Origin of the sequence: Alcaligenes sp. Me129, from assembly GCF_050487245.1 — a bacterium.
GTDB classification, from domain to species: domain Bacteria; phylum Pseudomonadota; class Gammaproteobacteria; order Burkholderiales; family Burkholderiaceae_B; genus Alcaligenes; species Alcaligenes phenolicus.
In genome coordinates, this window is sequence record NZ_JBKQGX010000001.1 from 142,891 (window position 1) to 167,783 (window position 24,893).

Annotated in this window: 21 protein-coding genes and 1 pseudogene; 12 read left to right on the forward strand and 10 right to left on the reverse strand. The window is 56.8% G+C overall.

Features of this window, described 5'->3' with window-relative positions:
• Window positions 1-7: 7 nt before the first annotated feature.
• Genes tssJ through ACLPGZ_RS00735 form a run of 6 tightly spaced genes read left to right on the forward strand, consistent with a single transcriptional unit; the run spans window position 8 to window position 9,079 of the window.
• Window positions 8-511 carry a type VI secretion system lipoprotein TssJ gene (gene tssJ / locus ACLPGZ_RS00710; RefSeq protein WP_226348237.1) on the forward strand — a complete coding sequence of 168 codons (504 nt, stop codon included), beginning with the start codon at window positions 8-10 and terminating at the stop codon, window positions 509-511.
• Window positions 512-534: 23 nt separating this feature from the next.
• Entirely contained in the window at window positions 535-1,857 is a 1,323-nt protein-coding gene (gene tssK, locus ACLPGZ_RS00715; RefSeq protein ID WP_115634588.1) for a type VI secretion system baseplate subunit TssK, read from the forward strand.
• Window positions 1,858-1,871: 14 nt separating this feature from the next.
• Window positions 1,872-3,128, forward strand: coding sequence for a DotU family type VI secretion system protein (locus ACLPGZ_RS00720; protein WP_429640926.1), 1,257 nt, complete (start codon window positions 1,872-1,874; stop codon window positions 3,126-3,128).
• Window positions 3,125-6,724, forward strand: coding sequence for a type VI secretion system membrane subunit TssM (gene tssM / locus ACLPGZ_RS00725; protein WP_429640927.1), 3,600 nt, complete (start codon window positions 3,125-3,127; stop codon window positions 6,722-6,724). The genes ACLPGZ_RS00720 and tssM overlap by 4 nt, the downstream gene beginning before the upstream one ends.
• Window position 6,725: 1 nt before the next feature.
• Entirely contained in the window at window positions 6,726-7,469 is a 744-nt protein-coding gene (gene tagF, locus ACLPGZ_RS00730; RefSeq protein ID WP_115634528.1) for a type VI secretion system-associated protein TagF, read from the forward strand.
• A gap of 8 nt (window positions 7,470-7,477) precedes the next feature.
• A complete protein-coding gene (locus tag ACLPGZ_RS00735; RefSeq protein WP_429640928.1) occupies window positions 7,478-9,079 on the forward strand; it encodes a PEGA domain-containing protein in 1,602 nt (533 codons plus the stop codon).
• 109 nt (window positions 9,080-9,188) lie between these two features.
• Here ACLPGZ_RS00735 and ACLPGZ_RS00740 read toward each other — a convergent pair whose 3' ends face one another.
• A complete protein-coding gene (locus ACLPGZ_RS00740) occupies window positions 9,189-10,094 on the reverse strand; it encodes a DMT family transporter (protein ID WP_429640929.1) in 906 nt (301 codons plus the stop codon).
• A gap of 93 nt (window positions 10,095-10,187) precedes the next feature.
• Window positions 10,188-11,579: an aminotransferase-like domain-containing protein gene (locus ACLPGZ_RS00745; RefSeq protein ID WP_239054823.1), complete on the reverse strand. Its 1,392-nt coding sequence runs from the start codon at window positions 11,577-11,579 to the stop codon at window positions 10,188-10,190.
• 128 nt (window positions 11,580-11,707) lie between these two features.
• Here ACLPGZ_RS00745 and ACLPGZ_RS00750 point away from each other — a divergent pair, with 128 nt between their 5' ends.
• Window positions 11,708-12,571: a DMT family transporter gene (locus tag ACLPGZ_RS00750; RefSeq protein WP_239055708.1), complete on the forward strand. Its 864-nt coding sequence runs from the start codon at window positions 11,708-11,710 to the stop codon at window positions 12,569-12,571.
• A 79-nt stretch (window positions 12,572-12,650) separates the two neighbouring features.
• Here ACLPGZ_RS00750 and ACLPGZ_RS00755 read toward each other — a convergent pair whose 3' ends face one another.
• Complete coding sequence (locus ACLPGZ_RS00755; RefSeq protein ID WP_060185435.1) at window positions 12,651-14,141, reverse strand: nucleobase:cation symporter-2 family protein; 1,491 nt, start codon at window positions 14,139-14,141, stop codon at window positions 12,651-12,653.
• 143 nt (window positions 14,142-14,284) lie between these two features.
• Here ACLPGZ_RS00755 and ACLPGZ_RS00760 point away from each other — a divergent pair, with 143 nt between their 5' ends.
• On the forward strand, window positions 14,285-14,707 hold the full coding sequence (locus tag ACLPGZ_RS00760) for a beta-ketoacyl synthase N-terminal-like domain-containing protein (RefSeq protein WP_429640968.1): 423 nt from the start codon (window positions 14,285-14,287) through the stop codon (window positions 14,705-14,707).
• Between the two features lie 245 nt (window positions 14,708-14,952).
• On the opposite strand, the pseudogene ACLPGZ_RS00765 reads toward ACLPGZ_RS00760, so the two are convergent.
• Window positions 14,953-16,001 (reverse strand): annotated as a pseudogene (locus tag ACLPGZ_RS00765) (IS3 family transposase).
• Between the two features lie 808 nt (window positions 16,002-16,809).
• Here ACLPGZ_RS00765 and ACLPGZ_RS00770 point away from each other — a divergent pair.
• The 4 genes from ACLPGZ_RS00770 to ACLPGZ_RS00785 all read left to right on the forward strand — a co-directional run bounded on the left by ACLPGZ_RS00770 (window position 16,810) and on the right by ACLPGZ_RS00785 (window position 20,011).
• On the forward strand, window positions 16,810-17,043 hold the full coding sequence (locus ACLPGZ_RS00770) for a hypothetical protein (RefSeq protein WP_155624314.1): 234 nt from the start codon (window positions 16,810-16,812) through the stop codon (window positions 17,041-17,043).
• Between the two features lie 106 nt (window positions 17,044-17,149).
• Window positions 17,150-18,271 (forward strand): non-hydrolyzing UDP-N-acetylglucosamine 2-epimerase, encoded by a 1,122-nt coding sequence (gene wecB / locus ACLPGZ_RS00775; protein ID WP_060185432.1) that lies wholly within the window; start codon window positions 17,150-17,152, stop codon window positions 18,269-18,271.
• Window positions 18,272-18,285: 14 nt separating this feature from the next.
• Window positions 18,286-18,474 (forward strand): hypothetical protein, encoded by a 189-nt coding sequence (locus ACLPGZ_RS00780; RefSeq protein WP_060185431.1) that lies wholly within the window; start codon window positions 18,286-18,288, stop codon window positions 18,472-18,474.
• Between the two features lie 115 nt (window positions 18,475-18,589).
• Complete coding sequence (locus ACLPGZ_RS00785; RefSeq protein ID WP_428993895.1) at window positions 18,590-20,011, forward strand: LTA synthase family protein; 1,422 nt, start codon at window positions 18,590-18,592, stop codon at window positions 20,009-20,011.
• Window positions 20,012-20,031: 20 nt separating this feature from the next.
• On the opposite strand, the gene ACLPGZ_RS00790 is transcribed toward ACLPGZ_RS00785, so the two are convergent.
• The 6 genes from ACLPGZ_RS00790 to ACLPGZ_RS00815 all read right to left on the reverse strand — a co-directional run bounded on the left by ACLPGZ_RS00790 (window position 20,032) and on the right by ACLPGZ_RS00815 (window position 24,891).
• A complete protein-coding gene (locus ACLPGZ_RS00790; RefSeq protein ID WP_239054822.1) occupies window positions 20,032-20,412 on the reverse strand; it encodes a PIN domain-containing protein in 381 nt (126 codons plus the stop codon).
• 5 nt (window positions 20,413-20,417) lie between these two features.
• Window positions 20,418-20,729: an antitoxin gene (locus tag ACLPGZ_RS00795; RefSeq protein ID WP_060185429.1), complete on the reverse strand. Its 312-nt coding sequence runs from the start codon at window positions 20,727-20,729 to the stop codon at window positions 20,418-20,420.
• A 118-nt stretch (window positions 20,730-20,847) separates the two neighbouring features.
• Window positions 20,848-22,419, reverse strand: a complete 1,572-nt coding sequence (pgi, locus tag ACLPGZ_RS00800; protein WP_239054821.1) for a glucose-6-phosphate isomerase — start codon at window positions 22,417-22,419, stop codon at window positions 20,848-20,850.
• Between the two features lie 89 nt (window positions 22,420-22,508).
• On the reverse strand, window positions 22,509-23,516 hold the full coding sequence (locus ACLPGZ_RS00805; protein ID WP_239054820.1) for an FAD:protein FMN transferase: 1,008 nt from the start codon (window positions 23,514-23,516) through the stop codon (window positions 22,509-22,511).
• A 32-nt stretch (window positions 23,517-23,548) separates the two neighbouring features.
• Entirely contained in the window at window positions 23,549-24,064 is a 516-nt protein-coding gene (locus ACLPGZ_RS00810; RefSeq protein ID WP_083054847.1) for a nitrous oxide reductase accessory protein NosL, read from the reverse strand.
• Window positions 24,061-24,891 (reverse strand): ABC transporter permease, encoded by an 831-nt coding sequence (locus ACLPGZ_RS00815; RefSeq protein ID WP_009463485.1) that lies wholly within the window; start codon window positions 24,889-24,891, stop codon window positions 24,061-24,063. Before ACLPGZ_RS00815 ends, ACLPGZ_RS00810 begins: the two co-directional genes overlap by 4 nt.
• Between the last annotated feature and the right edge of the window lie 2 nt (window positions 24,892-24,893).

A 24,893-nucleotide genomic window follows, 5' to 3' on the forward strand; every position in this document is an offset into this window, starting at 1 on the left:
AGACATCGTGACCGTTCGCCGATTGCTTCGTGTGTGTTCGCTGCTGATGCTGGGTTTGCTGGCCTCGTGTGCGTCCACCTCCAGTCGCATGGCCGTGCCCTACGAGATTGTTCTGACTGCGGATGAACAGCTCAACCCGGATGCCACGGGTCGGCCCTCCCCGGTACAGGTGTTTGTGTTCGAGCTGCGCTCGGGCAGCACCTTTGAATCCCGGGACTTCTTTGCCTTGCAGTCTGACCCGCAACAAGCCTTGCAGGCGGATCTGCTCAATGTGGAGCAGATCGTGCTGCGCCCCGGCCAGACTCATACCTTCAAAAGGCCAGGCGATTTGCAAGCCACTGCTGTTGGCGTGGTCGTAGGGTATCGCGAGCTGGATGCCAGTGTGTGGCGTGTCCTCTTGCCGCTGCCCGAGTCGCGCACCACCAATATCTACAAGTTCTGGCAGTCGGCCCCGGACGCCGTCCAGGTCAGTCTGCAATTACGCAAGAACGCCATTCATGTCGTTAATTGATGGGCGTGGAACGGATTATTTCAATGGATAAAGTCATTTGGACCGAAGGGCTGTTTTTACGGCCTCAGCATTTTCAGCAGATGGAGCGCTATCTGGAGCACTATGCCCACGCCGGAAGGCGGGCTGCGCAGCCGTTTTGCTGGGGCTTTGAAACCTTGAGTCTGGACGAACAGGCCCTGAGTATGGGCAGTGTCGCATTGCGCGAAGCGCGCGGTTTGTTGCCGGATGGCACGCCCTTTGATTGCAGGCCGGGAGCGATGCAGATTGTGGCCTGGACAGCCCCCGAAGTGGTGCGTCCCGAGCGTCTGATGCTGGTGCTGCCTCGTCGTCAGGCCGGGCGGGCAGAGATTCAGTTTGATGGGCACAGCTCGCGTCGTTCGCGTTATGTGGTCAGCGAGCAGGATCTGTATGACAGCAGTGGTTTGTCACCTGAACCCTGCCTGTCGCAGCTGGGGCGTTTGCAGCCTGTTTTGCTGCCCGAATCCGAGGTGTATGAAGACAGTGTTGCCATGCCCGTGGCCCGCATTCTGGAGCGCGGACCCGACCGATCGCTGGTGTTGGACCCGGATTTCATTCCCCCTATCTTGTCCATTCAGGCCCATGCCCGGCTAAGTGCTCTAAGCGCGGATGTACAGGCGTTATTGCAGGCCCGTGCCCAAGCTTTGGCAGAACGTCTGGGGCCGGGAGGGCGCGGGCAGGGCGATGTAGCCGACTTCATGATGCTGGAGCTGGTCAATCGCTATCGGGCTGCCTTGTGGGCCATGGAGCAGCGCGTACACGTACATCCTGGCGAGCTGTATCAGGCCTGGATGGAATTACATGGTGCTTTGGCTACCTACACCCAGGACGGGCGTCAGCCGCTGATCTGGCCTTCCTATCAGCATGACGATCTGGCCCAGTCCTTTTTGCCGCTGGTGCTGGAGTTGCGCCGTGCCTTGTCCGTGGTCCTGGAGCAGCAGGCCGTGTCGATTGCGCTGGAGGACAAGGGGCAGGGCGTACGTCTGGCCCAGATTGCGGATCGTGCGCTCTTGCGGCAGGCGGGTTTTGTGTTGGCCGTGCAGGCCGATTTGCCCGCCCAAACCGTGCGGCAGCATTTTGCGGCACAGGTGAAATTGGGGCCGGTAGAACGCATCCGCGATCTGGTGCATCTGCAATTGCCGGGCATCGGTTTGCAGCCTTTGTCTGTCGCGCCACGAGCCTTGCCGTATCACGCAGGATTCACCTACTTCGAGCTGGAAAAAGGCGGCGAGCTGTGGCGTCAGCTGGAGCAGAACGGCGCATTAGCCCTGCATTTGGCCGGAGACTTTCCTGGCCTGCAACTTGAGTTTTGGGCGATACGCCGCTGATCCGGAGCATGGCTATGAATGAGACAGTTTCCTGGAGTAACGGCCCGGTCCCGGACGAGCGCCGATCGCGGGCGGATGCGCCGCGCTTTGTTCCGCAGGGGGCCAATCCCCTGTTGGAGGCCGCCAACCCTTTGCTGGTGATGGTGTCCGATATACGCCGCAGCGCCCGACATGCAGACCCGGCAGGTCTGCGTGCCAAGCTGGTGGCTGAAATCCGTCAATTTGAGTTGCGCGCACAGGCCGTGCCCGTGGCCAATGAAACCATTTTGGCGGCTCGTTATTGCCTGTGCACGACCTTGGATGAGGCGGCTGCGCTAACCCCTTGGGGGCAGGCTGGAGTCTGGTCCTCGCACACCTTGCTGGTCACTTTTCATAATGAAACCTGGGGCGGGGAGAAGTTCTTTCAGCTTCTGGACAAGTTGATGCAAAGCCCGGCGGCGCATTTGCAGTTGCTGGAGCTGATGTACTTTTGCCTGGCTTTGGGTTTTCAAGGCCGCTATCGCGTGCATGAGCAGGGCGCCAGCCAGCTGGAAACCGTGCGCCAACGGCTGTACATGAGCTTGCGCCAGTATGGGCAGACGGTACCAGCCGCTCTGTCCCCGCATTGGCGCGACAACCCGGCGCAGAAAGTTGGCAAGCCTTTGCCTGTGCCTATCTGGGTGGCCGTTTGTGTGGCCTTGCTGCTGTGCTTGTTGATGTATCTGGGTACCAGTCTGTTGCTGAACCGGCAGTCTGATCGGGCTTTCGAGGACATTGTGGCTTTGCGCCTGCCGGCCTTGCAGACACAGGGCCAGCCGCCGTCCAGTGGCGTTGCGCCGCAGGCACCCTTGGCCTTGGCAGAGCTGCTGGCCCCCGAGGTGGCCGAGGGCCTGCTGACCGTCCGAGATCAGGCCGATCGCAGCGTCATTATCTTGCGAGGCGACGGTCTGTTCGACTCAGGAGCCGACCAGATCCGTGCGCCGCTGCTCCCTGTCATTGCTCGTATTGCGGATGCCGTTGAAGCTGCACCGGGCCTGGTACTGGTGGATGGCTATACCGATAACGTCCCCATACGCAGTGTGCGCTTTCCTTCCAATTTTCATCTCTCGCAGGCTCGTGCCGATTCAGTCAAGGCCGTCTTGCAGGAGCGCTTGAGTCAGCCTGAACGTGTGCGTGCCCAAGGCCGGGCCGATGCTGCACCTGTGGCCGATAACGGTACTGCTCAAGGTCGGGCACAAAACCGTCGGGTAGAAATCACGATTGTGCCCTTGAGCAAGGAGGCCGGGCAATGACACGTCTTTTGAGTCTGGTCTTCAGCCGCAGCGTCTGGACCTTTGTGGGTGTGCTGATCCTGCTGGTGCTGATCTGGTTGCTGGGGCCTTTGTTGGCGATTGGCCAAACCCGGCCATTGGAAACCGAGCTGTCGCGCTGGATTGCGATGGCTGTGGTGGTGGTGTTCTGGTTGCTGCGCTTGTTGTGGCGCAGCTGGCGTGAAGGCCGCTTGAACGCGCAGTTGCTAGGCCAATTAAGCCGCCCGGCGCAGAAGGCATCAGCATCGAGCAATACGGCTACGCCGCATCCTTTGCAAAGCCAGTTTGATGAGGCCATCGAACTGCTCAAGCGGATTCGCTTTGGTTCGCATATGGGCGGACGTTTGCGCTCCTTGCTGTCGCGCCAGTACGTGTATCAATTGCCCTGGTATGTCTTTATCGGGGCACCCGGAGCGGGCAAAACCACGGCGCTGGTCAATTCCGGCTTGCAGTTTCCCTTGTCGGAGCGCTACGGAAAAACGTCGCTGCGAGGTGTAGGGGGCACGCGCAATTGCGACTGGTGGTTTACTGACGAAGCCGTCCTGCTGGATACGGCAGGACGCTACACCACGCATGAAAGTGATCCGGTAGGAGATGAGCAGGAATGGCGTGGTTTCCTGGGCCTGCTCAAGCGCTATCGCCGCAGGCAGCCGATAAATGGCACTTTGCTGACTATCAGCGTGCCAGATTTGTTGTCCAGCACGGCCGCGCAACGTCACGATCATGCGCAGGTCTTGCGCCAGCGCCTGGCCGAATTGCGCGAGCGTTTGGGGATTCAGTTTCCTATCTATGTGCTGGTCACCAAAATGGATTTGCTCCAGGGCTTTCAGGAGTATTTCGACCATTGTGATCGTCAGGAGCTGGAGCAGGTCTGGGGCTTCACCTTGCCTTATGAAAGCTCGCGCGAAGCGGGATTTTCCTTGTCGCATACCTATGGGCGCGAGTATGAGGCCTTGCATCAACGCCTGGAGCGTGGTCTGGCGGCCGTGATGGCCGAGCAGCCCAACGAAAGCGTGCGTGCCGAAGCCTATCTGCTGCCACAACAGTTTGCTCGCCTGGGGCCGGTGCTGGAGGAGTTTCTGGAACAGGTGTTTAGCCAGTCCCGCTTCGAGGCACCACTGTTGCTGCGCGGCGTGTACTTCACCAGTGGTCGGCAAGGAGGTGTGCGTCTGGATCAGGTGCGGGACTCCATGCGCGAGTATCTGGAAGTGGATGTGCAGGCGGATCAAGCGCAGCCGGTGGCCGGTCAGGGCCGCAGCTATTTTCTGACCCAGCTGCTGAAAGAGCTGATCTTTCAGGAGGCCGGTGTTGCAGGCCGCGACGAGCGCTGGGAGCGCCGCGTGCGCTTGCGTCATTTTCTGGTCTACGGTCTGGTGGCGGTGGGTGTGTTGCTACTGGGGCTGGCCTGGAGTCGCAGCTTTCTGTTGAACCGCAGCTATGTGGAGCAGGTTGAAGGACGTGTTCCGCAGGCTCAGCAACAGGCGGACCAAACACAGGTGCTGGATACCACACCGGCGGTCGGCTTGCTGCCTTTGCTGGATATGTTGTCGCTGCTACCGCAAAGCGATCAGTTTCCCTTGGATGCGCCCGGTCTGGAGCGGCGCATAGGCCTGTATCAGGGCGACAAGATGAAGGCCGCCGCCGATACCGTTTATCAACACGCCTTAGAAAAACTGCTGGCCCCCTTGCTGGCGCGTCGTATCGAAACCGTGTTGCGCAGCGAGCAGGCGCAGGACCTGGAGTACGGCTACGAGGCCCTTCGCGCCTATCTGATGTTGTACGACACGCGACGTTATGACGCGGCCCATTTGCAGACCTGGCTGCTGGGCAGTTTGAAGCAGGACTTGCCGGCAGGCTTTACCCAGTCGCAATACGACAGGCTGGAGAGCCATGTTCGTGCCGTGACACAGGCGGGCTTGTTGCTCAATCCCTTCCCGCGCAATGAAGCCCTGATTGAACAAAGCCGGGAGCGTCTGGCGCGTATCAGCCTGGAGCAACGCACATACAGTCGCATGCGCCGCATTCTGGCGGCCACACCTGGACTGATGCCCATGTCTGTTGCAGGCATGGCCGGGCCGTACGCGGCCTCTGTGTTCAAGCGTGAAAGCGGTAAACCGCTAACCGAAGGGGTAGACGGTCTGTACACCTACGAGGGTTACTGGACCGTGGTTGAGCCACGCATCGACAGCGAGTTGCAGCAGATGCGTGAGGATGATCGCTGGATTCTGGGGCTGGATACGGGAGCCGGACAGTCCGAGGCGGCGCGTCGTGCGGCAAGCCAGGAGCTGCGTCGTCTGTATCTGCTGGATTATGTGCGTGTGTGGGATGAGTATCTGGCTGACTTGCGCCTGTTGCAAGGCGGCAGCTTGCTGGAAAACATTCAGCTGGCCCGCACCCTGTCCATGGCCGATTCTCCCTTGAAGCAGTTGGTCCAGCAGGTGGCTTTGCAAACTCGTCTGTTGCGAGAGGATGCGCAGCAGGGGGCCTCTTTGGGGGCACAAGCCAAAGTGCGGCTGGACGATACCCGGCAGGCGCTGGAGCAGATGTTTGGCCCGGTCGGGTTGGAGGGTAGTCGTCGTAATGAGCCTCAGGCCAAGCAGGTAGAGGCCATCGTGGATCAGCACTTCGAGCCTTATCACCGCCTGGCTTCCAGTAGTGGCGGGGCACCAGCGCCTATTGATGGCACCCTGGAGTTGCTGGATGAGTTCTATGCTTTTTTGACCTCCTCGGATGCTGCTCTGCGCAGCGCGGGTACACCGCCGCAGTCCAATGTCTTGACCAAGTTGCAGGCAGAGGCAGGTCGGTTGCCTGGGCCTTTACGTGATGCGCTGGATCAGTTTTCGGTAGGTGCTTCTGCTGAGATCGCGTCGCGGACTCAAGCCAGTTTGGGGCAGTTGGTAAACGCCACTATTGGTCAGTTTTGCCGTAGTGCGATTGCGGGGCGTTATCCCTTCGCCGCTCAATCCAGGCAGGATGTCGCACCTAACGATTTTGCCCGCATGTTTGCGCCGGGTGGCTTGATGGATGCCTTTTTTCAAGAGCATCTGATGCACCAGGTGGATATGTCAGGTGGGCGCTGGCGTTTCAAACCGGGCATAGATGGGCAGGCAGCGGCCAACTTCCGTTATCTGGATGCGTTTCAGCGTGCGGCTGTGATTCGGGATGTGTTCTTCCCGGCAGGCAGTAATCAACCGCGTATTGATATGGCGTTCACCCCGGTTCAGCTGGATGCAGAACTGTCGCAAGTGCTGCTGGATGTGGATGGCCAGGTGCTGCGTTATGCCCATGGCCCGCAGGTCGCCATGGGGGTGCAGTGGCCGGGGCCGCGCGGGGGGCGTCAGGTCAGTCTGGAGGCACAGCCACAATCCGAAGGGTCAGGGATGAGGGCGACAGGTGCCTGGGCGTTGTTGCGATTGCTGGACAAGGCACAGCCTGTATCGGGTGCGTCTGCTGGGGCACAGCGCTTGTCTTTTGCTTTGGGGAGTAGTCAGTTTGTGGTGGATGTGGTGGCCAATAGCTCCAGGAATCCGTGGCGTTTGGCGGAGATGAGAGGGTTTAGCTGCCCGGGGAGCCATTGAGATGCGCCAGGATGATTTCGACTCCAGCCCGGAGGTGATGTGGTACGGCAAGATTCCGGCCATGGGGGACTTTGTGCGCAGACGTATGCCCGAGCCGATTTTGTTGCCGTGGGAGCGCTGGTTCAGCAGTGGTGTCAGCCAGATTCGTTCGCCCAGCAAGACGGCTGGAGCCAATATGCCCAGCTCGCCCGTCCATGCCTGGGGATTTCTGATGTCCTTGCCGCATGGGGGTGTGCAAGCAGGGGCGGTCATGCCCAGTCAGGACCGGGTTGGGCGCGAGTATCTGGTGTGCGCTTTGGTGCCTTTGAATGCCGAGCAATGTCGGCGTGTCCGTCTGCCTGTACTGGCCAATATGGTTGAGCAATTGGGCCTGTCCTTGCAGCAAGGGGTGCGGTTTTGCTGGGCGGCAACCCAGTTGGATCAGACTTTGTGTAGTGCCGTGCCTTATGCCGGTTTGCTGGCGGAGAGTGCCGCCGCCCAGTCCGAGCAGCGTGATGCCGGGCAGGACATTCTGGATGTTTTGTACGGCTCTCGTGCGCCGTCTGTGCCACAAGACCCGTGGGCTGTCCTGCAGCCTTGTCTGGAGCCCGGCTCCCACCGTAGTTACTGGTGGTGCCTGGGCATGAACAATCCTAGCTGGCGTAGCGTGACACACAGTGGCGAGCTAAGTCTGGCCCTGTTTCGGCGCTTGTTCGTGTCGGCAACAGCGGCAGATGCAGCAAACCGCGCCTATCAACCATGGTGAGATCCCTCATGAAACGTACAAACTCTGCCAAGGATATTCAAGGTCGCCCTTTGGGGCAGATTCTGGACTCTTTGCTGCTGGACCAACGGCTGGTGATTCTGGATCAATTGGCTTTGCAACTGGCCGAGCTGCATGAGAGCCAGGAATGGTATGGCGCGCTGGGGATGGATACGGTGGTTTTGAGTGATGAAGGTCTGGTTCAGTTATTGCCGCTGGAGCAGAACATGCACAAGCGCAGTCTGGCACAGGCGCGTGCTCAGGGTATGGCCTTTGATGAGCCTTGCGCGGCCCCCGAGCAATATGTGGATGATCCTGTGCGGCCTGCCGGTCCCTGGACGGATGTCTACGCTTATGCGGCCTTGCGCTGGCAACTGACAACGGGCTTTCCTCTGATGGCCGCCCCTTGGCGGCAGTTGAAAGATCCTGTGGTGATGGACGAGGACGCGGACGGTCCGACGCAGGCCATGTTGCAGGGGCTGGCCCTTGACTGGGTGCAGCGGCCTCAGTCCATGGCTTCTTACCGAAGGCTGGAACGATTGGGGCAAGTGCCAGAGCCTGTGCCCGCACATGCTCCCGCTGCGCAAACTGTGCTGCCGATTACGCCTGAACGCCGGCCTTCCTTGCCATTGTGGCTGGCGGGCTTGGCAGTAGTCGTTCTGGCAGGGCTGGGGGCGGCGTATTGGAGCGGTGATGGCGATACTTCCGGGCCTGCTGTTGCTTCGTCTGATGCCAATCGTCCGGCGGTGGTGGGCGACACGCCTGAGGAGTCCACATCAAGGCCGGGACCGGGGTCAATCACGTCGGAGTTGCAGGGCGGGCTGGTGGCGGCTGGGGAGTCCAAGCCGAATGATGTAGCTGTTTTGGGGGCAGGGGGGGCGTCTGCACCTCAATCGGGGCAGCCTTTGGAGGCAGGATCAGATCAGCTTGGGTCGCAGTCGACAGGTGCACAAAATGACTTGGTGGCAGGGCAGCAATTAGCCCAGGCTTCGAGCTCGCAAGCCGCGACAACACCGGAGTTGAAACTGCTGGTCGAGTCGGGAGCTTTGCAGCCTGCTTTGCCAGTTCAAACACAAAACACATCGGATGATGCAGCTCGCCTGGTTTTGGCCGATCATGCTGCCGGAACAGCCGGAACAGCCGGAACAGCCGGAACAGCCGGAACAGCCGGAACAGCCGGAACAGCCGGAGCCGCTGGAGGGGGAGCAGCAATAACAGGCGCCTCCGGAGTTAATGAAACTACCGGGGCTGCGGGAAGTGCCGGAGCAATGGGAATTACCGGGACTGCTACGGCCACTGCATCAGGGGTGGCCGCAAGCACGCAAACTGACTCCTCTGAGCCTTCCGCGCAAGTCGATCATGTGGAACAACTGGAGCCGGTCGCTGCCAAGCCTGCGCCACCTGCCAAGGGCACAATCGCCCTGGATATACGGCCTTGGGGGGAGGTCTATGTGAATGGCCGAAAGCAAGGTGTCAGCCCGCCTTTGAAGTCCTTGTCACTGGCGCCAGGCTCGCACCGCATTGTTGTCAAGAATGCGGGATTGCCAGAGTTCAGCACAACAATTCGAGTGCGCTCAGGAAAGACGGCCAGCGTCAGTCACGAGTTCAAATAGGCTGCGAGAACCGAGAACCGAGAACCGAGAACCGAGAACCGAGAACCGAGAACCGAGAACCGAGAACCGAGAACCGAGAACGAAGACGCTCGAAGGCGGCGTAACTGACTTACGCCGCCTTGTGCTTGCCGATCAGCCCAGTGGCCAGCAAGGTGCCAAACAGAACGGTACTCATACCGATCAGCATCTGCGCAGTCAGGGCCTCGTCCAGCAGCAAGGCACCCCACAACACTCCAAAAGGTGGCACCAAAAAGGTCACTGTAATGGTTTTGGAGGGGCCAACATTGGACAGCAGGCGGTAAAAAATCAGGTAGGCGACCGCTGTACACAGCAAGGATAAGGACAGCGCAGCACCCCAGGCATGCAGGCCCGGAAACTGTGCGGGCCACCAGTAAATGGCTGCTGGCAACAGAATCAATGTTGCGCTGACCATGCTGCCTGCTGCTACCGCCTGGGGCTGTACGCCGCGCAGATAGCGGGCGGTAAAGTTGGCAGCAATACCGTAAAACACCGTGGCCAGCAAAGACGCCAGCACGGCCCAGCCCTCGGCCCCTTTATTGAAGCTGAGCTTGTCGTATACCAGAATCAGAATGCCCAGGAAGCCCAAACACAGGCCCAGAATGCGGCTGGGTGTCAGGCGCTCTTTTAGCCAGACGCGGGCAACCAGTGCACCGAACAAGGGAGCCATGGCATTCAGGACGGCCAGCAAGCCCGACTCCAGTCGCAAGGCTGCGAAGGCGTATAAGGAGAAGGGCACGGCGGCATTCAGAATGCCCAGGGCAAAGATGGGTTTCCAGTTCGCCAGAAAGATGGGTAAGCGTCCGGTGACGGTGATGTAGCTCATCAAGGCCAGGGCGCTGACACCGACCCGTATGGCGGTCAGGGGAAAGGGGCCAAAGTCGGGGACCGCTTGCAGCGTAAATAAAAACGAGCCGCCCCAGATGGCGGCCAGCAGGAATAAATCGCGTAAGTCTTTGGGGGACATGGGAATGGGATCGGTGGCGGCGGTCCGCATGGGCCGCATAACAGAGCCGATTGTAATCCTCTGGCCGCGACCAGGACACCGATGTGGGACGTTCAAGCGGAAGGTCTGAAATTCCTTGATGCTTTAAACAGACAACTCTTTGTTCAGAGCCCGTTTCAGGACGCTGAAGACGCGTTTGTCCCCGCAGTGAGCGACGTTGAAACGCAGAAACTGGGCAGCATCAGGGGCTTGGCTAAAAACAGGGCCAGGGGCCAGCACGATGCCATGGGGTAGACAGGCGCGTGTCAACGTCAAGGCATCATGTCCGGCCGGCAGACGGACCCAGAGAAACATGCCCTCGCGGGGGCGCAGCCATGGCGTCAGGCCAAGTTGCTCCAGCTGTGTCACGGCATGATCCATGGCTTTGGAGAGCCGGTATCGAACTCGTTCCAGATGTTTGCGATAGCCGCTGTCGCCAAGCGCGCTGTTCAGAATATGTGAGGCCAGGCGGTTGCTGCTGAAACTGGTGGCGGTACGCAAGTCGACCAGGCTCTCGATCCATGGAGTCTGGGCTGCGATATAACCGCAGCGCAAGGCGGCCGACAGCGTTTTGGAGAAACTGCCTATCTGCACTACGCGGGACAGGCCATCCAGCGCGGCCAGCCGGGTGGCGGGTCGGGTTTCCAGATCCCCGAAAATATCGTCCTCAATAATGTAGAGGTCGGCACGTTGCGCCATGGCCAGCACGCTATGGGCGGTCATGGCCGAAAGACGTGCGCCGGTTGGATTGTGTATGCCTGAATTGGTGATGTACAGGCGGGGTTTGTGTTCTTTAACGGCAGCCTCAAAGGCCGCCAGATCAGGGCCCTGACGGGTGTAGGGCACGCTGGCGATTTTGGCCCGATGCGCTCGCAGCAGAGCATGGAAATTGAAGTAGCAGGGGTCGTCTACCAAAACTGTATCGCCCGGCTCCAGAAAGAAGCGACAAAGCAGGTCAATAGCTTGGGTGCCCGAGTCGGTCAGCATGATGTGATGCGGGGCAGCATCTATTTCGGACTGCACGAGACGACGGGCCAGCATTTGTCGCAAGGGCTCCAGACCCAGAGGTGAGCCATAGTCCGTCAAGTCCGCGCTGGGGCTACGGGCCGCCTTGCGTAAACCGCGGCGCACTCCTTGGGCATACATCCAGTCCGAGGGCAGCCAGCCGCAGCCGGGCATCAAGACATCGGCCTCGGCTTCCAGAGATTGGCGCGAGATCCATAAAGGATCGATATCCTTTTCCAGAGCTGGTTCCAGGGCGGCCAAGCTGAGTGGAGCCAAAGGAGCCGTCACATAAAAGCCGGAACCCGCGCGAGCCTCGATCAGACCTTCGGCGGCCAGCCTGCCATAGGCTTCGACAATTGTGGACACCGACATGCCTGCTGATTTTGCTTGTGCGCGTACGGACGGCAGGCGGGTGCCGGGCGGGTAGGTCCGTGCCGCGATGCGTTCACGTACGGATTGCATGATGTGGTCGATACGGGTCAAAGCAGACATGGGGCGGGCTCGGGCACGGTGTACGGGTCTGGTAAGCAGTACAGTTTTTTAAAACTGTACTGGACTGTGCCTGTGTATGCTGGCATAGCTGTGTTGTACTGACAAGCATCTTTGTTGGAGAGTGAATGATGGATAGCAAGGCAGTCAGCTGGCTAAATGGCTTTATAGGCGTAGCAATCTTTGCCGGATCTCTGCCGGCTACGCGTGTTGCTGTGCTGGGTATGGATCCTTTTTTCCTGACTGGCGCGCGAGCGGTAGTCGCTGCCTTGTTGGCAGCGGTCTGGTTGCTGATCGGGCGTGTGGCACGGCCAAAGCGATCAGACTTGTTACCCCTGGCCGTGGTTGGTTTTGGTGTCGTGCTGGGATTTCCCTTGTTGACGGCGCTGGCTTTGCAGTACATCACTTCGGCGCATTCTATTGTGTATGTCGCCTTGTTGCCTTTGTGCACAGCCCTCTTTGGGGTGGTTTTGGCCGGAGAGCGGCATAAGCCCGTGTTCTGGCTGTGCTCTGTTTTAGGCTGCTTGCTGGTGATGGCCTATGCCGCGCGAGAAGGTCTGGATGCGGCCTGGCAAGGGGACCTGTATATGCTGGCCGCCGTGGTGGTGTGTGGCTTGGGTTATGCCGAAGGTGGACGCCTGTCGCGTCGTCTGGGTGGCTGGCAAGTTATTTGCTGGGCCCTGGTGCTCTCCTCGTCTTTCATGTTCGCCATGATGCTGTGGTTCTGGCCGCAAACATTCAGCAATGTGAATACAGCAGCCTGGTTAGGTTTCGGCTATGTGTCAGTGTTCAGCATGTTCCTGGGGTTCGTGTTCTGGTATCGGGGTTTGGCGCAGGGCGGGATTGCCGCAGTGGGGCAACTGCAGTTGTTGCAGCCTTTTATGGGCTTGGGACTGGCTGCCGCCTTGCTGGGTGAGTCCGTCAATGCCAGCATGATCTGGGTGACTTTAGGCGCTGCCTTATGCGTAGCCGGTGCGCGGCGCTTCGCCTCGTGATGGCAGAAGCCGGGCGATAAAAACCGGCCTGTCTTTCTGTAAGAGACAGGCCGGTTTCAAGACAAGCTGAGCAAGCGCTTTAGGCTTCTGCGTGCTTGGCTGCTTCTACCGCTGCATGCGTATCTTCTTTAGCACCATTAAAGAACAAGTTCAGCAGAACGGCAGCAATCGAGGTCAGCAAGATGCCCGATTCGATCAGCGGGTGAATGGCGTGAGGCATCCACTGCATGTAGTTGGGCGCAACCAGCGGAATCATGCCGACGCCAATGGAGATGGCCACAATCATGGAGTTGTTGCGGTTGGTCTTGTAATCCACGCCAGACAGAATGCGGATACCGGTGGCGGTCACCATACCGAACATCACAATCCCGGCGCCGCCCAGCACCACTGTTGGCAGGGACTCAACCAGGGCAGCCATTTTGGGCAGCAGGCCCAGAATGATCAAAATCACACCCCCGGCCACGCAGACAAAGCGGCTACGCACGCCAGTCACGGCAACCAGGCCCACGTTTTGCGAGAAGCTGGAGTAGGGGAAGGTGTTGAAGATACCGCCCAGCAAGGTGCCCAGACCGTCGGTGCGCAGGCCGCGTGCCAGATCTTTCTGATCCACTTTCTTGCCTGTCATGTCGCTAAGAGCCAGGAACATCCCGGTAGACTCAATCAGCACCACAATCATGACCAGTGTCATGGTTGCAATGTGCAGGATATTGAACTTGGGCATCCCGAAGTGGAAGGGCAGAACCAGATCAACCCAAGCGGCATTGGCGACTTTCTCGTAGGTCATGATGCCCATGGCCGAGGCCACAACGGCGCCAATGACGATACCCAGCAATACGGCCACGTTAGCCAGAAAACCTTTTGCAAATTTAGCAATCAGCAGGATCGAGGTCAGCACGATGGCGGCAATGCCCAGGCCAGTCAGGTTGGCGTAGCGCGGATTCGGTACCGTTGCTTTCAAGGCCAGACCTTCTGGAGGTGGGGGCAAGGCAGAGCCGGGCATGGCCGCGGCCGATTGTGCGTGCTGAATCCAGGCCAGGTGGTCGGGGTTGATGACCGTGGGGGCGGTAGGGCCGACAGGGTTACCGAAAATCCAGTTGATCCCCACGCGCATCAGCGTGATGCCGATCATGGCAATAATGGTGCCGGTGACCACAGGCGGGAAAAAGCGCAGCATGCGGCTGACGGCAGGGGCGATGATCATGGTGATGGCCCCCGCCCCGATGACCGTGCCAAAGAGCAACTGGGCTCCTTCCTGGCCGGGGTTGGCCTGTGCCATGGAGACCATGGGGCCGACAGCGGCAAAGGTCACGCCCATCATGACGGGCAGCTTGATACCAAAATACTGCGTAAAGCCCATCGATTGGATGATGGACACGATGCCGCAGACAAACAGGTCAGCAGCAATCAGGATCGATACTTCTTCAGACGTCAGGTTTAATGCCCGGCCCACAATTAGTGGAACCGCGACGGCACCGGCGTACATTACCAGAACGTGCTGCAAGCCCAGCGCAGCCAGCCTGCCGTTCGGTAATCGTTCGTCGACGGGTGCGGTGGTCGCGTTCGTACCCATGAAATGTCTCCAGAGTGGATTAATTATTAGATGAAGCCATTTCAATGTAACGGCGTGCGACAGCCATGCCATAAGACATTTCGTATAGAGCCTAGGTGGACCTGGCTATAGATGAGGGATAACCCCCAAAAAAAAACGCCCTGATTCGGGCGTTTTGGATGCGGCTAAGGGAAAACACTGCTTTGGTGGCACATGGTCAGGCCATGAGGGAAGGCCGTTGTATACCGGCACCAACAACGGGTTTGCGCCCGTCGCGCATTGACGAGTTCGATGCAGGCCTTTTTGGTATTTCCTCTTGCGAAGCTGCCTGGTTGGCTCCTCAACAGCGCTTGTTACTGGATCTGTTCTGGAAGTTCATGGAAAGTGTGGGCGTTTTGTCATCCACCATGGCCGGTAGTGACTGTGCGGTTGAGGTTGGTATTTCAGGTCTTGATTACGGCATGCTCAGGTTAGATGATTTGTTCAGCCTGACTGCCCACATGATGACCGGCAGTACCATGAGTATTACGGCCAATCGCCTGTCTTATATCTATGAGTTGCACGGACCGTTCATGGCGATGGTGTAATGACCCAGCGAAAACCTGCTCAAGTGATAATTGAGGAAATCGCCATGAGTTTGCAGATGATGGGCGAAGACTTCAAACGCTAGACGGCCAAGCGTAAAAGTGCCCTGGTGCTGGACATCATTTAAGGCAAGATGGCCGTCGCTGAGGGGAGTCGAGTATACGACCTAGCCCCTTTGAAAGCCGAGAAATGGCATGATGATGTGAGAAAAGGAACGGAGAACGCACTAAGTGAATCGGCTACACCTTTATAGACAGTTCGTTGTCTCAGAAAAGTGCTGCTGTTCGTAGTTTACCGACGAAAGGTTTGCGACATGGCCGCGGCGTCGAATTGGGTTGTAGAACATTTCGATGTAATCGAGAAGGTTCTGGCGTGCCAGTTTTCGCGTGTTGTAGATTTTGCGTTTAATGCGTTCGCGTTTAAGCAATTGGAAAAAGCTGTCAGCAACAGCACTGTCGTGACAGTTGCCTCGCCGGCTCATGCTAGGTTGTAAGTTATGAGCGGCAAGAAATGCCGCCCATTCGTAGCTTGTAAATTGGTTGCCCTGGTCCGAATGAGCCATGACATTTGGCGTGGGCTTGCGTGGCTATCCTGATATTAACAAGACCTGTAAAACCAAGTCTTTATTTATGCGCGAATTCATCGACCAACCTACCAGTTGGTGAGAAAACAAGTTCACAACGACAGTCAAACATAAGCTGCGTTCATGCGTGCGGATATAGGTGATATCGGTTATCCACTCCATGTTCGGCGCCGGTACTCAACCTGAGCACGCCAGTCTTGGTCACGTATGAAACGCGTCGTACGATGACGCCTGCATGTTTCGCTCAAAACGCGCCAACCATGATGAGCCTTGCAAATCAATAGGGTTTGACCAGGACCAGTAACCGTTGGTCTTCATAGTGTCGTTGGCTATGGGGGCGTAGCCAGGCGTAGTACCCACCAACGTGAATCTCGAGCACCTGGCAGAGTTGGCGCACTACATAATGAGTCGAAAGCTGCTGGATAAACGCGTACTTCAGCTTGACTCTTTGGCAAAGTGCGCAGCAGCTTTTTGTAAATATCTCGCACCTCGGTCAGGCATTTGATCTTGGCGCGTAACCGACGCAATTTGGCCGTTTCATTCGACTCTTGCTGACGTTGTTCGACAGGCCTACCGTAGCGCCTGAACCAGACATACATGCAGTGGGTCGACACGCTCAAGCGTTGGGCTACCTTGGCCGCTGGTCGCTTGTATTTGGTCACCTGCTTGACCGCTTCGAATTTGAATTTTTCCGTGAATCGGACTGTGCTCATAATCATCTCCTGGGTATGAGGCTAAGAAGTGTCTAATAAACCCTGGCCGATTCAAAGCAAGAGCAACTAAAGTGCGATGATTTACAACAGGAGCTAGAGCGTTTGCTAGCTGTACATAGGGCACGTGGAGGCAGAGCAAATACAAAACCTTAGAAACCAGATTCAGACCTTGGCTGCTCAGTAACCCGCTCTGGAGGTAAAGGTAGCGGATTTGTTGAACCAACAAACAAAAAGCCAGGCCGAGGAACTGCTGCGCGTGTATTTTGAGTAAATGCAAATTATCAAGGATCAAGCGAAAGAGCTGCCAGCTCAACAGCCTGCTCTTGGAACTGCTGTTGTCGCCTTGATGAAGCAGCAAACGGAGAGGGCAATCCAAATAGCAAACTGACGAGTTGTTGCGAGTGCGTCGCTACCTTGAGAATCTGATTAAGAGCAATAGTGCCAATATAACTCGTCAGGTTCAGTCTTTTATTAGCATGCAGGAGTATTTGGCTACGGGTAGCCTACCGGTCTTTAATAGCCAAAGTCATAGTTTGCTTGTCTCTTCAGACTTTGCCTTGTGTTTGATGTAATGTGTTGCGCTCGAGCAATACGGTTTGATCGCGGAGTTTGGCTCCGGTATGTCTACTATTTTGCTAGAAAAAAAGTTGGCTACAGCTGCAGAACGAACGGGGAGCAAACCTCCTCGTTTTGTGCCTTTTGATCATCTGGAGTGCGATTACAACTAAACTAAGGATCATTTGGTTCAAGCGAGGCTTGGTGACTCTGTCAATTTAGTTTTAGCACCTCTGGCGGAGTGGAAAGGACGGTGCGACACAAGTTTCTTGCGGCTACCGCAAAAAAATTAAGCGATCTGGCTCGTAGCAAGAGTTCGTTCTTCAAACGCATTTTGGTCATTGTCGATGGGCCTCCTGCTTCGACAGGACCGCATACGCGCTATCGAGCTGGACCGATTGTCGCTGATAGCTTTCCTAGGGTTCATATTGATTTTGTTCTGGATGACTATCTCCGTGAGGATGAAAAAGAAACGGTGCAGCGTTGACTCTCTGAGTTGAAACTGACTGAAGTGCCGGGGGCTCTGACGGAATGCAAGTTCGAGAAATGCGCCTGTTTGATAACTGTTTACCCTAAAGACACAAAGTAATTTTATGAAGATTTTGACTGTGTTTGGAACACGGCCAGAAGCCATCAAAATGGCTCCGGTCGTAAAGGCATTGGCTGCCGACTCTGCGTTTGTTGCGCGTGTTTGCGTGACGGGCCAACACCGCCAAATGTTGGATCAGGTTTTGGATATTTTTTCCATCAAACCTGATTTTGACTTGAACTTGATGAAGCCAGGCCAGGATTTGTATGACATCACCAGTAATGTGTTGTTGGGTATGCGCGATGTATACAAACAATGGCAACCAGACATGATTTTGGTGCATGGCGATACGACTACCACCATGGCCGCAGCGTTGTCAGCTTATTACGCCAGGATTAAGGTCGGACATGTGGAAGCGGGCTTGCGCACGCATAACAAGTACTCCCCTTGGCCGGAAGAAATGAACCGCCGCCAAGCAGGCGTACTGGCTGATGTGCACTTTGCTCCGACCGAGCAATCACAAACGCATTTGTTGCGTGAGGGCGTGGATCCCAAGACGGTACACATCACGGGCAATACCGTCATTGATGCGCTGCTGGATGTAGCCGCACGCGTTCGCCAGGACTCGGAACTGCGTAGCCGTTTTGAGGCTCAGTTCTCTTTTATTAATTCAGCTAAACGCTTAGTTTTAGTGACGGGGCATCGTCGCGAAAACTTTGGTTCTGGCTTTGAAAATATCTGCTTGGCCTTACGTCAGATTGCCTCCCGTGGTGATGTGCAGGTGGTGTATCCAGTGCACTTGAATCCAAATGTTCAGGAACCAGTACGTCGTATCTTATCCGACGTTTCCGATGTTCACTTGATCGAACCACTGGATTATTTGCCCTTTGTTTACCTAATGGATCGTTGTGACCTTTTGATCACTGACTCCGGCGGTATTCAGGAAGAAGCGCCTTCTTTGGGCAAACCGGTATTGGTGATGCGTGACACGACCGAGCGCCCGGAAGCCGTGGATGCAGGAACTGTGCGTTTGGTAGGAACAGACACACACGCCGTTGTTAGCGCTGCCACGCAACTGCTGGATGACGCTGAGGAATATGAACGTATGGCGCGGGCGCACAACCCTTATGGGGATGGCAAGGCCGCCACCCGCATTAGTGAGATTTTAAAAACCTTGATCTCTTGATTCGGAAGACCAGAATGTTTAAAACTGTATTCATGATCGGTCTGGGCTATATCGGACTGCTTACTGCAACATTATTTGCCTCACATGGCAAAAAGGTAATTGACGTTGATGTGAACGTTTACGCGGTTGACACGATCAATCAAGGCCGGATTCATATTGTTGAACCTGAGCTGGATATGCTGGTGCAGGCTGCCCAGACCTGAGTTTTCCTCAGCAAGTGGGTGATGAGGCTGATATTCGGGTGACCTACTGCCCAGAGCGAGTTTTTCCTGGTCACATGGTGATGAACTGGTCAGTAATGACCGAGTGATGGGTGACATGAGCCAAAAAGCAACCGAGATGGCTATAGAACTGTACCGGATTTTTGTGAAAGGCGCCCTTGTGCCAACCAATGCTCGCACCGCAGAACTGTGCAAACTGACCGTGGTCAGCAATGCCAAGTTCAAGGCTTTGCGTGAAGCCTTTGTATTTCAGGATTACGAGTATTTTACGGATGCGATCCGTCATCCTCGGCTCTACATTCCTTTTCTGGGGTGGGGGAAGTTCTTTTTGGCGGCAGCGGGTTTTATTGCCGCTCTGACAATTGGTTTATGGCTGGAGCCCGTACCCGCTATGCGTGCTGCCTGGACAGCTCAATGGGGAGCCTTGGCTTTGCTTGCTGTGCTGAGTTTGGGCTTGCTGCTGTGGGGTAATAGTGCGCGTTTGATGGTGCAGATTGCACCGGAGCAGGATGTGCAGGCCTTGGGGCTGTTAGCCAGCTTCTGGCGTTACTGGCAGCAAGGGCGAGAGCTCCCCAGTTTGTCCTCCCCTTTTGAAAGTGTTGCTCCAACGTCTGCACCTGTTTTGTCCGATGCGAACTCCTTGTCCGATCTGCCTCATCTCGTTTCTGTGCAAAGCGAGTCTTTCTTTGATGCCCGGCGAATTTCTGACGGGATTCGACCAGAAATTCTGGCGGAGTTTGACCGCTTCAAAGCCGAAGCGGTTGTCAGCGGATACTTGCAGGTCCCCGCTTGGGGCGCGAACACCGTGCGCTCAGAGTTTTCCTTCTTGAGCGGTATTGAAAACAGTACTTTGGGTGTGCATCGCTTCAACCCCTATCGCGCAGTATGCGCGGGATGGTCGGTGGCGACCTTGGCCTCCTGGTTGAAACAGCAGGGCTACCGCACGATCTGCATTCATCCTTATCCCGCCAGCTTTTACCAGCGTAATCGCGTATTCCCACTATTTGGGTTTGACGAGTTTCTGGACATCAAGGTCTTTGCTGATGTGGAACGTACCGGCCCTTATATTGGTGATCTGGCGGTGGCGGTTAAAGTCGCCAGCGTGCTGGAGCAGGCTACAGGGCCGGTATTCATTCATGTGATTACGATGGAGAATCACGGGCCTTTGCACCTGGAAAAGGTCGCAGCGGCTGATGTCGAGGCCTTGTATCATCAGCCACCTCCGCAAGGTTGTGAAGACCTGACGATTTACTTGCGTCACATCCGCAATGCCGATGCCATGCTGACACGTCTGCGCGGGGCTTTGAGCTCTTCGGATAGGCCAGCCAGCTTGTGCTGGTATGGCGACCATGTCCCCATCATGCCTTCAGTCTACGCGGCGCTGGGTACTCCTTGTGGGGATGTGGATTACTTTATCTGGAACTCCGCAGGGAGCCAGACAAAAACGCCGCATCGGGATGCGGCGATTCATGACCTGGCGCGGGAGTGGATGTGTTTTAGTGGATTGATGAGCCAGTAGACGCTTTGTCTACTGTAGTCCTAGTACCAATCAACAACATTGTTTGCCAGGGCGTTATGCATTCCCGCATCGCTGGACACCAAGATGGCCCCTATTGAATGGGCATGGGCTGCAATCAACATGTCCATATACGAGAGCGAGCGACCTTTGGCTTCTATGGCTACACGGAAAGCCGGATAAACATCGGAAACGGAATCATCCCAGTCCAGCACAGTCATCGTGCTTAGCAGGGCTTCTGTTGTCGCCTGCAAGGTAGGTCTGGACTTTTTGGCAAACCCATACATCAGCTCAGCGAGCACAATATTAGATACAAAAATATTGCTGGGACTGTGTCCCAGCATAGTTTCTCTTACTTTGCCCCTGTTCATGGCAGCATTGGAAACAGCATTGGTATCTAGCATGTAGATCATTCTTCCCACCCTGCGAAATGATCTTTCTCGGGGGCGGGGTCTTGATCTCTGTTCAGATCTTCCAGGAAACCTTCGAATTCAGCAGGGTCATTATTAGCGGCAACATTAAGGAAGTGATCCCAGCCTCTTGGCTTTGAGGACAGAATGACATCACCAGACTCTTGGTCTCGTCGTATGAAGACTCTTTTCCCTTCGAATCGAAAACCTTCAGGTAGACGAACCGCTTGACTATTTCCACTCATGAACACGCTTGTTGTCTTGCTGGTGGGGTGAACTTTCTTGGCGGGTAGTTTTACGTTTGTACGCATAGTTACCTCCATGGATTTGGTATATACGGATAGTATACACGTGGAGGCTGATGAGAAAATAGTGCCCTAGGTCTTTGATAGATAATGAGATTGGGCAGGGGCAGCTAAGTGGGCAGCCTTAGTTCTTGAAAACGTCTATCCAATGCCGAGTAGACGCATCATGCTCAGCAGAGGCTTTTTTCTCTCCCGACAGCTCCTGCAAAATCCCGTTCGCCAGTACTTTCCCGTATTCCACCCCCCATTGATCGAAGGGATTGATCCCCCAGATCAAGGCCTGCACAAAAATCTTGTGCTCGTACAAGGCCAGCAAGGCGCCTAGCGAGAAGGGGTTCAGGCGAGGTAACACAATCAGGGTGTTAGGGCGGCCGCCCGAGTGCACGCGATGGTGGGCAAGTTCGGCAGCCTGCTCGCCCAGACCTTGTTGTTCGCACTCGGCCAGGGCCTGCTCGTAGGTTTTGCCGCGCATCAAGGCTTCGCGCTGTGCCAGGCAGTTCGCCAGCAGCAGGTTATGGTGCTCGACCTGATTGTGATCCGCCTGCTGGCACACAATAAAGTCCACAGGAGCGCCATCGCTGCCCTGGTGTAGCCACTGATAGAAGGTGTGTTGTGCATCTGTTCCGGCCAGTCCCCAGACGGCTGCGCCGGTAGCGATTCCAACCGGTTCGCCGCTGGTGGTGACGGACTTGCCCAACGACTCCATATCCAGTTGCTGAATGTAGGGCACCAGATTGCCCAGGCGGAAGTCGTAGGGGGAAATGTTTAGTGAGCCATAACCCAGCACACTGCGGTTGACCACGCCAGCCAGTGCCATTTGCACGGGCACGTTGGACGCGATGGGGGCTTCCTGAAAATGCTGGTCCATGGCTGCAGCGCCTGACAACATTCCGGCCACCACGTCACTGCTAACCGCTAAGGCCGTGGTTAAGCTGACTGCCGACCACAGGGAGAAGCGGCCACCTACCCAGTCCCAGAACTGGAAGACATTTTTTTGTGGAACCCCCCAGTTGGAGGCCGTTTCAGGGCGGGCGGTGACCGCAACGATTTGTTCGTAGGGGTTGGCAACGCCAGCGGCTTGCAGCCATTCCAGGGCCCGCTGTCCGTTCTTGAGAGTCTCGGTCGTGGTGAAGGATTTGGAGGCGATCACGATCAGGGTGTCGTGAGGGTCCATACCCGACAGTGCATGCTCCAGCGCATGGCCGTCGATATTGGCCAGAAAGCGTACGTTGCGCCAGCTGTGGCGATAGCCAAAGGCCGCCAGGGACAGGCGCACGCCCCAGTCGCTGCCACCAATACCAATATGGATTATGTTGCGCCAGCGGCGCTCGGAGTCGGCGACGCGCACGAATTCGTTCATGCGCTCGCGTTCCTTGGCGACTTCCGCCATGGGGGCGGGGGCGCGCAGGGCGCTGTGCCAGGCGGCGCGTTGTTCGGTGCCGTTGACGATGCCGCCGTTTAGCAACTGCTTGCGTGCCGTGTTGAAATGGCGGGCTGCTAAAAGAGCGGCTCCGGCTGCTTGAAGTTCCGGCGAATGCCGCTGTCCACTCAAGTCCACTTGCAAGCCTGCGGCTTTCAGGCAATGCAGGTCCAACGCGTATCGATCAGACTGGTGTGCTGCCTCGCAAAACCCGGTCCATTCTGGCAGACCGGGTAAAGGGGCGGCAGAGGGAAGGGTTTCAGCGTTCAGGGGCATGGGGTTTTGGCCTGCAGTAGACGAAACCGTCATTGTACGAGGCTTTATCGGGCTTGAGCGTCTGCCGGTAAGCGGGTTTGTCTTGGTGTTTACGAGTGCATCCGTACTAGCTGATCACCATCGTAGGGCAGCACCCATGCCTGCAAACCAGGATCGCCAGCCAGTACCCGAGCTATCTCTAGTGGCGACATCCAGGAAAAGGCTGTGGACAGGGCGTCGGCAATGGTGGCATTTCCGGCCACGACAGAGACACTGCGATACAAAGGACGGGCCTGACCATTGGCGGGGTTGAACAGATGGGTGACGGAGCCATCCCGGCTAAGTGCTGTGCCTGCTCCTGACGAGGTGCTGACTGCCTGATTGTGTACATCCAGATTCAACAAGCTGGCTGGTTCTGCTTGATCGCCTGCCAGACCGACGCGCCAGGGACGATTTCCCGGAGCCGTGCCCAGGCTGCGTATCTCGCCCATATCGACCAAAGCGTGCTCCAGGCCCGCCTGTTTCAGCTGTTCAGTGATGCGATCGGTGATGTAGCCCTGAGCAATCCCGTTCAGGGTCAGGGCCATGCCGGGGTGTTGTAGCAGGACTGTGTCACCTTGAATGTGGATGGCTTGATAGCCGACTTGCTGCAGCGTTTGGCTAATCTCGGCGGCATCAGGGATGGAAGCTTTAGCGCTGCGTTGGGCTGCCTGGCTATACAGCTCCCAGAGCACCTGCACGGTTGGATCAAAGGCCCCGTTCGTTAATTCACTCAGGCGCTGTGATTCCAGCAGCAGCCGCGTCAAATCGCCGGGGGCTTGCTTCAGATAGCCATCGCGATTCAGGCGTCGCAAGGCGCTGTCTTGTTCATACAGACTGAATATTCGCTCCAGCCGTCGCACTTCGGACAGGGCCTGATCGATCAGGGTTTGTGCGAAAACCGGGTCGGGATGGTGAATATGCAGTTGTGCGTCCGCACCTAAAGCCACCCCTTGCCAGGAGCTGAGTGGGGTAGTGGCTGCTTGCATCGCTTTGACGGCCCAGGGCACGCAAGTCAGGGCGCTGGTCGCGGCCACGATACCGATAAAACGACGGCGGGAAACAGGAGTAGAAGTCATGGCAAATACCTGGGATCAGGAAGATAAGCGTTTCAAGGCAGCGCGACCGCACCAAAGATGTAGTTCTCCGGCATCTCGGCAAAACGAACCACTTTGCCGCCATGCTGTTGCTGGAAATCCTTGGCGGCCTGCTCCTGGCTAAAAGGCAGGGCATCGATGGTGCCCATGCCACCGGTGTAGCGGCTGTAGATCAGATACCAGGCATCTTGTGCCGGTATCCAGGCTTTTTCGGGGAACTGGCCGTCCTGATTGCGTTGGGCCATGTCTTGCACATAGGTGGCGGCAATGGCCTTGGATTCTTCAGGCAGCATGGTGTAGGCAAAGACCTCGCGTATGGTAGTGAACCAGAGCGGCGCTTCGCGTTCGCGCAGAAGGATTTGCCCTTTGGGGCCTTGATGCTCGAACAGGTACATGCCGCAGTAGTGGCCTACAGCCGTTTGTGGGATCTGGACGACGGGAGGCGGCGGGGCTTGCACCTGTTCCGGTTGGCCGCAGGCAGCCAGTATCAGACCCAGGCACAGCAACAGAAGAGTGCGTAGTTTTTTCATAGTGCTTTTCTTTTGAATACCAGGCTTGCCAGACCAAAAGGCACGGCGATCCACAGCAGCAGAACGCTCATCAACACACTGGCGGGCAGACGAGCCTGTTCGCTTAAACCGGCCATACCAGCAAACATGGCGACATTCTCGTAGCCGGTCAGATTCAGCAGGCGGTACACGTCGGTGGGGTTGAACAGCAGGATGATGTTCAGCCAGGAAGCGGTGATCATGGCACCTTGGTCAGCGACCAGAATACCCAGCAGAGCCATGTCATAAATCACCACGAAAAACAGCCAGATACCGATGGCCAGTCCGGCCGCAGTGGCACGCTCTCTGACCAGGGTGCTGATGAAATAGCCCATGGACAGGAAGCTGGCGCCGAGCAGAACGCTGGCACCCATCATGGCCAGAAAGGGCGTCCAGACGCTGAAGTCCAGGCCGCCATGTGCCACTTGCAAGGTAACGCCTGCCAAGCCGTAGCCCACCACGGTAGATAAGCTCAGGATCAGGGCATGGCCCAGGAATTTACCGACCAGAACTTGCCAGCGATGGACGGGGTAACTGAGCAGCAAGGACATGGTGCCGCGCTCTATTTCACCCACAATGGCGTCGTAGGACAGCAGCATGGCTATTAGCGGGATCAGGAAAATAGACAGGCTGGACAGGCTGACAACCGTGACTGTCAAAGGATCTACCTTGACGCTGCCGGTGGGGGCGCTGCCCAGAAAACCCAAGGACAAAGCCAGTGCGGCCAGCAGGAGGGTGACGGCCAGTACCCAACGATTGCGCAATCCGTCGCGCACTTCCTTTTGGATGATGATCAGGACAGGGTTCATGG